This is a genomic window from Shewanella maritima, assembly GCF_043643735.1.
GTDB classification, from domain to species: Bacteria; Pseudomonadota; Gammaproteobacteria; order Enterobacterales; family Shewanellaceae; genus Shewanella; species Shewanella maritima_A.
The window spans coordinates 107,770-119,945 of the sequence record NZ_JBHZSM010000006.1; the positions used below are offsets into that span (position 1 = coordinate 107,770).

Annotated in this window: 9 protein-coding genes; 4 read left to right on the plus strand and 5 right to left on the minus strand. The window is 44.6% G+C overall.

From position 1 onward, the window contains the following. Window positions 1-268: 268 nt before the first annotated feature. The gene (locus ACHUGF_RS08950) at window positions 269-3,397 is read left to right on the plus strand and encodes a transglycosylase domain-containing protein (protein WP_394130509.1); all 3,129 of its coding nucleotides are present in this window, start codon (window positions 269-271) and stop codon (window positions 3,395-3,397) included. Between the two features lie 123 nt (window positions 3,398-3,520). Here the strand turns inward: ACHUGF_RS08950 and ACHUGF_RS08955 are convergent, their stop codons facing one another. After that, window positions 3,521-4,027, minus strand: a complete 507-nt coding sequence (locus ACHUGF_RS08955) for a GNAT family N-acetyltransferase (RefSeq protein WP_394130510.1) — start codon at window positions 4,025-4,027, stop codon at window positions 3,521-3,523. A gap of 137 nt (window positions 4,028-4,164) precedes the next feature. Between ACHUGF_RS08955 and ACHUGF_RS08960 the strand changes: the two genes are divergently transcribed. Continuing rightward, window positions 4,165-4,695 carry a GNAT family N-acetyltransferase gene (locus ACHUGF_RS08960; RefSeq protein ID WP_394130512.1) on the plus strand — a complete coding sequence of 177 codons (531 nt, stop codon included), beginning with the start codon at window positions 4,165-4,167 and terminating at the stop codon, window positions 4,693-4,695. Between the two features lie 241 nt (window positions 4,696-4,936). Continuing rightward, a complete protein-coding gene (locus ACHUGF_RS08965; protein WP_394130514.1) occupies window positions 4,937-5,371 on the plus strand; it encodes a hypothetical protein in 435 nt (144 codons plus the stop codon). A 31-nt stretch (window positions 5,372-5,402) separates the two neighbouring features. Here the strand turns inward: ACHUGF_RS08965 and ACHUGF_RS08970 are convergent, their stop codons facing one another. From ACHUGF_RS08970 to ACHUGF_RS08985, 4 genes are all read right to left on the minus strand, one after another. Beyond that, window positions 5,403-5,939, minus strand: coding sequence for a DUF7010 family protein (locus ACHUGF_RS08970; protein ID WP_394130516.1), 537 nt, complete (start codon window positions 5,937-5,939; stop codon window positions 5,403-5,405). Between the two features lie 128 nt (window positions 5,940-6,067). Further along, window positions 6,068-6,901, minus strand: a complete 834-nt coding sequence (locus ACHUGF_RS08975) for a hypothetical protein (protein WP_394130517.1) — start codon at window positions 6,899-6,901, stop codon at window positions 6,068-6,070. A gap of 123 nt (window positions 6,902-7,024) precedes the next feature. Next, window positions 7,025-8,968: an alkaline phosphatase gene (locus ACHUGF_RS08980; RefSeq protein ID WP_394130519.1), complete on the minus strand. Its 1,944-nt coding sequence runs from the start codon at window positions 8,966-8,968 to the stop codon at window positions 7,025-7,027. 13 nt (window positions 8,969-8,981) lie between these two features. Further along, entirely contained in the window at window positions 8,982-10,562 is a 1,581-nt protein-coding gene (locus ACHUGF_RS08985; protein ID WP_394130521.1) for an alkaline phosphatase, read from the minus strand. A 236-nt stretch (window positions 10,563-10,798) separates the two neighbouring features. On the opposite strand from ACHUGF_RS08985, the gene ACHUGF_RS08990 reads away from it, so the two are divergent. Beyond that, window positions 10,799-12,097, plus strand: coding sequence for a DEAD/DEAH box helicase (locus ACHUGF_RS08990; protein ID WP_394130523.1), 1,299 nt, complete (start codon window positions 10,799-10,801; stop codon window positions 12,095-12,097). Window positions 12,098-12,176 lie beyond the last annotated feature (79 nt).

Sequence of the window (12,176 nt, forward strand, 5' to 3'; positions counted from 1 at the left end):
ATATGATGATCTGACTGGTAATGCGAGTCAATGGCTGTTTGTGAGTCGGTGCATGTGGTTAAACATGGGCAAAAGTCACAGGGGAATTTACACATAATGAGCATCAATGCGCTTTTGCTGAAATCATATAAGCTATCAGCAGCAAACCATTTGTTCTTATCAAGCCATGATATATCGCTTTGGATGATTTTTATTGCGTCGACATCTGTTATTATCCTGCCTTTGCGGAAAATGCGCTTTTTTGGATTTTAACAAAGGAATGTCGCGCTTGAGTGATCCAGCACCAAGACAATTTGATAACTATCGCCCCAAATCCCAACGACCTCAAAGCTTTTATACTAAGCAAGCTCCTCAGGTTAAACGCAGCCGTTTAGGGTTATTGTTGGTGATGTTATTTGTGGCTCTTGGGTACTGTATTGCCCAAGAAGTCCGTAGCTCATTCTATCAAGCTAAAATCATGCATCATTATGCTAAGCAGCTCGATTATAAGGTCAAGCCACAACCTGCAGCTAACGTGGTTTACCCGCAACATGGCCCGTTTGATCAACGATACGGTTATACCCAATTACCGCAAATGTTGTCTAGGCTGCAGCAGGGGCAATATCATGTACTTAGTCAGGCTAATTTCTCTGCGCAATTAACCCAATATGCCCAATCAGGATTTTACCCGCCTTATCGAGAGAAAGTGCAAGCTGGATTAACGGTACTTGACTGTCGTGATCAAGCGCAGTTTGATTTTAATTATCCAAGACATGTGTACCGAGATCCGAGCGAGATCCCGCCAGCCATAGCCACCAGTTTATTGTTTATCGAAAACCGTGAGTTGATGAAGCAAACTGTCTATCATAATCCCGTGGTGGACTGGCCAAGATTGGCCAAAGCAACGGTGAACCAAATCGCGGCTAAAATAGGTGTATCAGCCACCAAAGGCGGCGGCAGTACTCTGGCGACGCAAATCGAGAAGTTTCGTCACTCACCCCAAGGATTAACCTTGTCTGTGCAAGACAAGTTTATCCAATTAAGCTCGGCCATGTTGCGGGTATACCAAGCCGGTGAACAAACTTATCAAGCACGTCGCTTCATTGTGCAGGATTACTTGAATACGGTGCCTTTATCATCGGCAAGAGGGTTTGGTGAAGTAAACGGTATTGGTGATGGCTTGCATGCTTGGTTTGGCGCGTCATTCACTGAAGTTAATCAATTACTTAACCAGCCTCACACTGAACAAAATAGTGAGGCAAGAGGGTTGGCGTTTAAGCAAGTATTGGCGTTAATGATTGCTCAGCGACGCCCGTCTTATTATTTGCTGCAAGGGCAAAATGAGTTGAATCAACTGGCAGATAGTCATATTCGCTTGTTAGCACAGTATGGCTTGATTGAAAGGCCTTTAATCGAGGCGGCATTAGCCAGCTCATTAAGCTTTAATACGCCCCAATTCAGCTCGGAATACTTCCAGCTAGATAGCCAATTGCTAGTACAAAACGATAATTTGCCGCTTAATGATAAAGGTATTACGGCGGTGAGGATCGGTGCAGCACAATCATTAGGCACAGATTTATTTCACCTAGACCGATATGATTTAACCCTCAGCAGTACGCTACATGCAAATCTTCAGCAAAAAGTGAGTCAACATCTTGCTGAGTTATCTCAACTTGAACAGGCCAAAAAAGCCAAGATACTGGGGCGTCATTTACTGACAGCTGAGCAGCTCGATAAAGTGATATACAGTTTTGCTTTGTATGAGTCACACCAAGGTGCCAACCTCGTGAGGGTGCAAACGGATAATAACCCACAGCCCTTTGATATTAACCAAGGCAGTAAACTTGAGTTGGGGTCGACTGCCAAACTTAGGGTGATCACCACTTATTTAGACATCATTGCAGAGTTGCAGCAAAGGTTTATAGACAAGACTGTAGCTGATTTAACACACGTTGATGTTGAATCTGGTGATGCGATTACACGGTGGGTTGTTGACTACTTAATTGCAACGCGTGACCGTAACTTATCCCGTATGTTGGATGCTGCTATGCAACGAACATATTCCGCTGATCCAAATGAGCGATTTTTTACTGGTGGAAGTTTGCACGTTTTTAGTAATTTTGATCCTAAGCAGGACGGCCTTAATCCAACGCTATACCAAGCCCTACAGCAGTCAATTAACATACCATTTGTGCGCTTGATGCGAGACATTGTCAATTATAGTCGCAGCTATAATCACCAGGGGAGTCTGGCTCAAATTTTACATAACGATACCGATCCTCGCAGAGATGAATATCTCGCTGCGTTTGCTACCCGTGAAGGTGGTCAATATGTCAGTCGTTTTTATCGAAAATATCGCAAGCTTGCACCTGAGCAACGGCTCAATAGTTTCTATTCGACCTTGGCTGAAGATAGTGCTTCACTGAGTGCCGCATTTCGCTACTTACAGCCACAAGCAACCGCCAAGCAGCTTAAGCAATTTTTACAACAAAGGCTTGATGATCAACAGTTTACTGATAAACAAATCAATCGGCTTTATCTAACCTATGGTGAAAGTAAATTTAATCTTGCGGATCAAGGTTACCTAATGCGAACGCATCCCTTAGATGTGTGGGTGCTTAAGCAAATGCTCTTGCAACCTGAGATCCGTTTGAGTGAATTAAAGCAATTGAGTCAGGAGCACTTGGTTGCTGTTTATCGTTGGTTATTTCATACCCGTAATCAAAATGCCCGTGACATACGGGTAAAAGTGATGCTTGAGGTGGATGCTTTTCTCAGTATTCATCAACGCTGGTCAAAATGGGGTTATCCATTTGATTACCTGGTCCCTTCATTAGCTTCTGCACTGGGCAGCTCAGGCGATCGTCCTGTAGCGCTTGCCGAACTCATGGGCATTATTCAAAACCAAGGGGCGAAGTTACCCACCGTGATGATCCCGCAAATGCATTTTGCTAAAACAACGCCTTATGAAGTGTCATTACAGCAAACACCGGCCGCACCGGAGCAAGTGTTGCACCCTGAAGTGGCCAATACGCTTAAACATGCATTGAATCTAGTTGTGACACAAGGTTCAGCTCGGCGGTTAACCCCCGTGTTACAGGCACAGTTCGCACCTGACATCTTAGTTGGTGGCAAAACAGGGACAGGCGATAATCGTGTGGTCACGAAGGTTGAACAAGGGCGCAAACTGGAGTCGACAGCAATGAATCGAACCGCGACATTTGTGTTTTACTTGGGAGATAATTTGTTTGGTACGATCACGGCTTTTGTCCCTGGTGAGCAGGCTGATAGTTTTAGCTTTACATCATCCTTACCACTGCAAGTGCTGAATTCCTTACTGCCAATGTTGGCGCCCTATGTTGATATTCAAAGCGGTGTGTGTGAAACACCTGCTGTTGCTCAAAACGCTCCGTTTTAGCAGGTAAATAAGTGACACTTTGCAAGCAACTAAACTCGTCAGTTATACAATAATGAGTAATGCATTAAGTGAAGTTACTTTTCATCAGCAATCAGCAATCAGCAATCAGCAATCAGTCATTAGTTATGAGTTATCAGTTATGAGAAAACGTAACACTGTTTGTTCGCCAATAACTACCTGTGAGTGCAACTGACCACCATTGGCGATGATCATTTGTGCCGATGCTTGATTGGATTGATAACAATGCACGTAGATGTGTTTCACATCCATTGCCTTCAAGTAATTGATAGATAACTTCATTAGTGTAGAGCCTAGCCCTTTACCACGATAACTGGGGCGAATACTCATCCCGATATGTCCACCACAGTGTGCAATTTGCGGTGATAAAAAGTGGCGTATATTCGTGACACCAATAATTTCGCCTGCCTCAATTAACCATAAGGTGCTACTCGGTACCGCTCCTTCAGCAAGGGCTTCTCCTTTAGCGAATTTATCAATTCTTGCCAACATGCTTGGAAAATCTTGATGATCAAAATCCAGCGGAAAAGGGTAGCGTTCTTCATCGCCCAGCTCTGAAATATAGTTGAGATAACTTTGTTGGTAATCTATTGAAGGGGTGATCAGCTGCATAGGTGTATTTTTATGTTCCCGTTAAAGTCGATGAAGGTGTGATGACATTAATGCATATCTTTACTGTATAAATAAACAGTGTTATGTTGCTCATTAAAATATTACTTACCTGATAAGTGGTTAGTTTAGGTTATTTTATGTCCTCAGTGTCAACCCCAAAATGTGCAATTGAGCTGCGTCCTGTCATTGAAAGAGATTTGGAATGTTTATTTCGATTTCAAGATGATCCGATAGCCAATGACATGGCCGACTTTCCCGCTCGTGATCGCCAAGCGTTTATGGCGCATTGGCAGCAAAACATTTTGGCAAACCCTGATGCCATTGCCGAGGGTATTTGGCTCATTACAGGTCCAGCGCCTGTGCTGGTGGGAAGCATCGTTAGTTGGTCAATTGACCATTCTGTGGACGATCAAAATACACCATCCTTGTTGCCAGTCGAGCAATATGTGGGCTATTGGATTGGGCGAGAATATTGGGGGCAGGGTATTGCCAGTCAAGCTCTCGCCAAATTTAGTAACATGATGATCAGTCGACCTTTGTTAGCATGGGTTGTGCAGCATAATATTGGTTCAATCACTGTACTAAAACGCAATGGTTTTATCAGTGTAGAACCTGAATCCATAGGTTTAGAAGATGAACTCAATATGCGACTATTTTGTTTAACTTAACTCTACTCTTCCTTTTTGGCTTAGCTTATTTAATTAAGTGTTGTTTGGCTTAGCTTTTGGCTTAGCTTTTGGCTTAGCTTTTGGCTTAGATTTTGGCTTAGATTTTGGGTCAGGTTTTGGGTCAGCTTTTGGGTTGAGTGTACAGGTATGCAATTGGCGTTAATGGTGGGCGAGGTCACATTTAGTCTAATCATCACAAGCTACAATGAGTCATGGCATTACCTTAATAAGTGAGCTTGTCATGTTAACTTCACCATCACTCTTTACCCGCTGTGTTGTGGCTAAATCCATCGGTTTTGCACTTGGTTTGCTGGGCTTTTTTGTGTTGCCCATGATGCAAGCTGATATCGCACCCAAAATGCAATGGGCAATGTTGCTGTGGTATACCACCTTCGGTGGCATTATCGGTGTTATCGGCGTATTTACCTATCACCCCATGTTAAAGATAAACTTACCTTGGTGGCTCACCAGTGGTGTTATTGGGGCATGGCTAAACTTTGTATTAACCCTGTTTATTTATGATGATTTAGTCGTCTTGATGGGTGCACTTTTTGGTGAGCAGGGATGGTTTACTTCACCCTACTGGTTTGCTCTAGAAGGGCTAATGGTGGGTGTGTTTATTGGCTTTTTTGCTAAAAAGTATGGCGGTATCGGCCCTGAAACAGCAGGTCGCTAGCGACTGCTTGGGTAAACTCAGTGGTCATTCATTACATATTGGCTTGCTTGGCTTTGACAATGATCAGTAAGCCGAACACTATTTCTGTGACTGAACCTAATACAACACCTGTGATAAAGGGCGCTTGCATTACCATACATGCGACTCCACCAGCCATTAACACCGCGCCTAATAGCCAATATATGCGATTGCCATAGAGTGTTTGGAAAGTAAGGTAGCGTACACCAATTGTCAGTAACATGATGGGATAAAATAAACTGATATTGATATTGGCTACGTAAAAGGCGATAAACAATCCAACAAACAAAATGACTGTGCTTTCAAATGCCAATTTAGCCAGTGGGTTGTCTGGTTGGTGCATACCCGAACGTTTAAACACTTTGGCTAGTACCATTCCCAATGGGTGAATGAGCATGCCGCCAAAAAATAGGGTGAGCATACTGGTAAAGGGCGTTGATACAGCCGCGACTATGGCAGCGATACCCCAAACTAAACCTGATACCAACACTCCAGGGCCACCACCTAAATAAGCGTGATCCATATTCTGCTGCGCTTGCTGCAATGTCATTCTTCTTCCTTGTGAAAAACTTATCCTTATAAGTGATGTATTTAACTATATGCGCTGCTCAATTTCTTGCCTTAGATCTGCGCAGAGGTTATCCGCTAAGATGCACAAACTTGCCGTGACAATCAAAGTTAATGCTGGTGGCCACTGAGACTACCTGAGAGTGCGTTGCCTTTATCGTCATAAAAACCTGATGCGCCATGTTCAACAAAGCCCAAGGTCACCATACTTGTTAGAAATGGGTCGCTGTGATCATCACCGATATCGGCATAGTCTGTCATTTGATATTGGTTTAGCTGGTCAAAAAACGCATCTACTTGCTGGCTATCGTGTGTGACATCTAATAACTGCCATGTTTCAGTGCTTTGACTGGTTTGCCATGTAAATTGGCTGATGAGCTGTAATTGAGGTAACCAAACTAATGTCAGTGTGCCTGATGGCGTGGTTTGCTTGAATGATTGCTGGTGCTGACAACCCTGACCTGATTCAGATGCCAGTGTGAGTTGCTGCAGTAATTGATTTGACACTAATTGCTGGCGATAAGACCAGTCTGACTCCGTTTTGCCATGGACGTTTTCACCCGGCTGATACTCAATGCCACGTTGGTGTTGTTCAAAGTAACGCGTTGGTTTGATTTGCTTGTTAGCCAGTAAATACCACGCTTCGGTGATGCGTGTTTGTTGATACTGATGAGCGACAGTATTGCCTTTACGCCATAACGTTAGCTGGCTTTGGTTAGTGCGGGGTGGATGAATGTGTGTATCAGCATGATGATCTTGGTTTTGTGCAAATGTCAGTTGGTACTGGGCTTTGATCTGGTGTGCTTTTAGCTGACATTGATTGGCATTGGCATTGGCATTGGCATTGGTGTTGGCATTGGTGTTGGCATTGGCATTGGCATTGGCATTGGTATTGGCATTGGCATTGGCTGCAACAATAAACACTAGGGTTGTGAGTATATTCACGGTTACCTCGGTAATAACGATTATTTAGGTGATGAACACCACCAAACATCTAGCGAGTATACTGCTGATAAAATATAACAGCTGCAAGCTTAGATATTAGGCGGTGTTTATTGATCAAGATGATTACTGCATTAAGGCCTGCTCAGCTTTTTGAGTGAGGTCTGCAGCAAAGTCCATTACGTGGAAGATAATGCTTTGTTCATTGGTACCGTTTACCAGCATTGCTCCTGGTCCTTTGGCATATACTCCTACATCTTCACCAGCATGGGTTTCAGCACTCATTGGCACTAAAGATTCTTGGTGGAACCCTGATGATTGTGTATCTACAGTGCTCAAATCATGACGACCTGATGCGATAGCGTGTGAATAACCCGCATCTGCATTGGTCTCATCACCTAAATCTTTAAAGCCATTACCATTGGTGTAGCCTAATGTGGTGTATGGCATACCGTCTGATGCAAGTGTTGGTTCAGTTTGCCCAACGCCCACAACTTTACCTAGGATTGGATTACCGCGTTTGGGGTAACCTGCAATGGTAAATACATGGCCGTGATCAGCGGTGACAATGATTAAAGTGTCAGACATGTCAGTCATTTCGACGGCTTTGGCGATGGCGTCAGAAAACGCAATCGTGTCTGTGAGTGCATTATAGGCACTGCCCGCATGGTGGCCGTGGTCAATACGCCCAGATTCAACCATTAGGAAAAAACCTTCATCATTGTTATCTAAGATATCAATTGCTTTGGCTGTCATTTCTGCCACTGAAGGCTCACCTGCAATGTCATTGCCACGGTCAGCTTCATATTGCATATGTGATTCATTGAATAAACCTAATACGCGTTGGGTGTTGTTTGGGTCAATCGCATCAAAACCTGATTGGTCCATGACATACACGCCGTCGGTATACTTGGCTTGCCATTCTGCGGTTAAATCTCGACCATCTGTACGGTCGCCCTCTATACTGCTTACCGCATCAGCGCTGTTGAAAGCTGCATCTTTAGGTAAGAAATGGCGGCGGCCACCCCCCATCACCACTTCGATACCATCAATGCTGGCACCTGTTATGCGACTTTCAAGGTTTTCTTTAAAGTTAACCAGTTGGTCTGCAATATCGCTGCAACCTGCTGCAATGGCATCGGCTGGCATATCTGAAATATCTTCCCAGTTGCGATCAGCTGATTTTGCATAGGTAGCTGCCGGTGTAGCATGAGTGATACGAGCTGTCGAAATGACACCTGTTGATTTCCCTGCAATCTCAGCCAGTTCAAGTGCCGTGACTAATTCAGTTCCAGCAACGGTTGAACAGTCGCCACGTTCAACTTGCTCATTGACACCTAGAATTCCCGCATCGGTTTTTACACCTGACATCATTGCCGTCATTGTGCCCGCTGAATCTGGTGTCTGTGCATCAACATTGTAAGTTTTAGCAAGGCCGGCAAATTCAAACGAATCAAACGCTAGTTGGTTTTCTTCACCGAGTAAGCCATTCATCTGCCCCTCAAGAATTCGCGCAGCAGTAACGGTTGAAATGCCCATACCGTCACCAACAAATAAAATGATATTCTTGGCTTGTCCGCGCAGGGCTTCAAGGCTCACATCACTTGCCATTTGAGTCGCACCAATATTTGCCGGAGCCGAGCTAGATGTGAGCGATGCGCCAGAGTTCTGCGTGGCAGCTAACCAATTATTTTTGGCATTGGCAACCTGCTGTTGACCTGCCATGAACCAGTTATTGTTTACGCTAGTTAAGATGTCATTGGTGCCGACAGAGGTTTCACCAGGTACACATACATATTCTGTTGCAGTAATTTCGCCAGTTTGCAATGTACCGTCAGCATTACTATCTAAACCAGAATCGATTTGCACGCCCGAGTTAGGACAATGGGTATTGCCCATGGCTAAAGCCGTTTGAAGTACCAGACTGTTTAGACCGTTACTACCGTCGTTACCATTGAGACCGTTACCACCGTCAATACCATTAGTGCCATTGGCACCATCATCACCATCAGAACAGGCAGATAAACCCATAATAGCGGTCGCGATAAGCGTTAATTGTAATTTTTTCATGATAGGTACCTGTTTATTCGTGAATAAGATCGAGTGCTTGTTCAATCAAATGGAAAACTACACTTTGCTCCATCACACCTTGTACTAGCTGTGAGCCTGGGCCTTGTGCATGAAGGGCAATATCTTCACCCGAGTGGGTTTCAGAGCTTAGCGGGACTAAGGCTTCTTGGTGAAAACCTGAGGAGGTCGTGTCGATGTTAGTCAGGTCATGGCGGCCAGCATTAATTTCCTCGCCGTAACCCGCATCAGCATTGGTTTCATCACCTAAATCATGGAAACCGTTACCATTGGTGTAACCGAGCGTGGTATAAGGTAGGCCATCACTAGCAAGGCTTGGGTCGGTAGCGCCAATGCCGACTACTTTACCTAAAATTGGGTTGCCACGTTTTGGGTAACCCGCAATGGTAAATACATGACCATGGTCAGCAGTAACCAGAATCAGGGTTTCATTAGGATCTGTTTGTTCTACGGCTTGTTTTACTGCATCCGAGAAAGCGATGGCATCGGTCAAGGCATTGTAAGCACTACCTGCATGATGGCCGTGGTCGATACGACCTGACTCAACCATTAAGAAAAAGCCGTTGTCATTTTTGGCCAAAATATCAATCGCTTTGCCGGTCATTTGGGCAATTGAAGGCTCGCCAGCAATATCGTTGCTGCGATCAGCTTCATATTGCATGTGAGACTCATTGAATAGACCCAGTACCTGAGTGGTGTTGGCATCTAAGCTATCGAAGCCTGCTTGATCAAAAATATACTGGCCTTCAGCATACTTTTGCTGCCATTCAGCAGTTAAATCACGTCCATCAGTACGATCGCCTTCTACTTCACTGACTGCATCTGGGCTGTTGTAAGCCGCATCCTTTGGTAGGAAATGACGGCGACCACCGCCCATCATGACGTCGATACCATCAACATCAACACCTAAATAGCGTGCTTCTAGATTGGCTTCAAAATTCACTAACTGATCGGCAATGTCTGTGCAGCCAGCTGTTACTGCCTCTTCAGGCATGTCTGATACATCTTCCCAGTTTCTATCTGCTGATTTGGCATAGGTTGCAGCAGGTGTCGCGTGGGTGATACGTGCTGTAGAGAGTATACCGGTTGATAAGCCTTTAATTTCAGCCAGTTCTAGCGCGGTGATCACTTCATTGCCACTGACCGTGTCACAATTACCACGTTCAATATCTTCATCAACACCAATGACACCTACATCGGTTTTGAGGCCAGACATCATCGCGGTCATTGTGCCTGCTGAATCAGGCGTTTGTGCATCAACGTTATAGGTTTTCACCAATGCCGTGTGCGGGAATGTTTCAAAGCTTAAGTAACCTTCCTCACCAGATTGTCCTTGCTGCTGACCTTGTAAAATACGCGCCGCAGTGAGCGTTGATACACCCATGCCATCGCCTACAAATAGAATGACATTCTTAGCTTTAAATTGATTGTTAGTGTTGAGCTTAGTTGCCAGTGTGTTTTGTGCCTCGGCATACCAGTCACTTTGAGTTTGGTATGTGGGTAGCACATCTGCATATAGTGCACTTGAAACGACTAAAGCTAGCATGCCGTATGATGCTTTCCAGGTCTTTTTCATGTTGTTGTCTATCCTATTTGACAAGAAGTTATAGTTAACTGCGATTTGGCGCTATGGGTTCAGCCTTGAAAAGCTTATGGTGCGAGTGTGATATTTACCTGACAGATACTTGATACTTTTGTTGCGCAATTGTTGCGTTTAAATGAATGCAGCAGATATTCATACTGATAGCGCTCTCAAGCTTGAGGCATCAGTGTGGCATGGTAGAATTGCCAGCTGATTTAAAAGGAGTGTTTATGTCGTTTGGTGAATTAGCTTTACATTCAGCCTTGTTGCAGCGTTTGAGTGAGTTGGAATATCTACAGCCCACCCAAATTCAGCAGCAGGCAATACCGGCTATCATGGCTGGAAAAGATGTATTGGCAGGCGCGCAAACTGGCACAGGTAAAACCGCAGCATTTGCGTTACCACTCTTACATAGCCTGATGCAGCGCAATGAAACTAAAGTCAGTGCGGAGCATACTCATACTAGTGAGTCTAATCAGGAACTTATTCAAGAGCCTTCTCAGAAGCTGGACTCTGCTGTAGAGGTATTAGTGTTAGTGCCTACTCGCGAGCTTGCCATGCAAGTGGCGGAAAATTTTGCCAGCTATGCGCAGCAAACGGCGTTACGCACGGTATGTGTGTATGGTGGCGTTGCCATAAACACGCAAATATCTGCTTTAGCCAATGGTGCGAATATCGTGATTGCAACACCGGGGCGGCTGCTTGATCTGGCGCGTAAGCAAGCACTGAACTTGTCGCACATTAAACACCTCGTATTAGACGAAGCTGACAGAATGTTAGACATGGGGTTTCGTGATGAAATCATTGATGTGTTGAGACGCTTACCTAAAAAAAGACAGAACCTATTATTCTCAGCCACTTTAGATGACCGTATACACCGGTTTAGTCAACGCTTATTATCTAAACCACAGGTCATTGAAGCCTCTGCCCGTAATCAAAGTGCACCTAGCATCAATGAGCGAGTATTTAATGTTGATGCGAATAGAAAGTTGTCGTTATTAGCTCATTTGATGAAGGCTGAATCATGGCCGCAGGTATTGATCTTTAGCCGCAAAAAACAAGATGCAGATAAAACCGCCGCATTTTTGGTGAATAAAGGTACGCAAGCAGCGCCTTTGCATGCTGACTTATCACAAACACAACGCCAACAAGTATTAGCCCAATTTAAGACTGGCGAGTTACGCGCACTGGTGGCCACCGATGTTGCTGCACGAGGGATTGATATCAGTGAACTGCCATGTGTGATCAACATGGAGTTGCCTTTTCAAAGTGCAGACTATGTGCATCGTATTGGCCGTACAGGCAGAGCGGGGAAAACAGGTGAAGCAATTACTTTATTGAGTGTCGATGACGAGCCATTACTGATTAAATTAGAAGCCTTATTAGATAGGCGTTTACCTCAACAATGGCAAACTGGTTTTGAGCCTGACTTAACCCAGGTTGCGCCAGTGACACGTAAAACTAAAAAAGGCTCGCTCAAGCAGCAAGCACGTCAACGTGCGTTAGCTATGTCGGCAAAGAAAAAGTAGATGCGTATTCATCACTTGTCTCAGATTGACAATTTGTGAACTCACTAGCGAGGGGGAACTAGTTAAATCTCTGTTTTAT

Bases quoted from the DNA above. Each gene is read 5' to 3' on its own strand.
- ACHUGF_RS08955 (WP_394130510.1), bottom strand. From the start codon at position 4,027: ATGCAGCTGATCACCCCTTCAATAGATTACCAACAAAGTTATCTCAAC.
- ACHUGF_RS08965 (WP_394130514.1), top strand. From the start codon at position 4,937: ATGTTAACTTCACCATCACTCTTTACCCGCTGTGTTGTGGCTAAATCC.
- ACHUGF_RS08985 (WP_394130521.1), bottom strand. From the start codon at position 10,562: ATGAAAAAGACCTGGAAAGCATCATACGGCATGCTAGCTTTAGTCGTT.
- ACHUGF_RS08960 (WP_394130512.1), top strand. From the start codon at position 4,165: ATGTCCTCAGTGTCAACCCCAAAATGTGCAATTGAGCTGCGTCCTGTC.
- ACHUGF_RS08970 (WP_394130516.1), bottom strand. From the start codon at position 5,939: ATGACATTGCAGCAAGCGCAGCAGAATATGGATCACGCTTATTTAGGT.
- ACHUGF_RS08980 (WP_394130519.1), bottom strand. From the start codon at position 8,968: ATGAAAAAATTACAATTAACGCTTATCGCGACCGCTATTATGGGTTTA.
- ACHUGF_RS08990 (WP_394130523.1), top strand. From the start codon at position 10,799: ATGTCGTTTGGTGAATTAGCTTTACATTCAGCCTTGTTGCAGCGTTTG.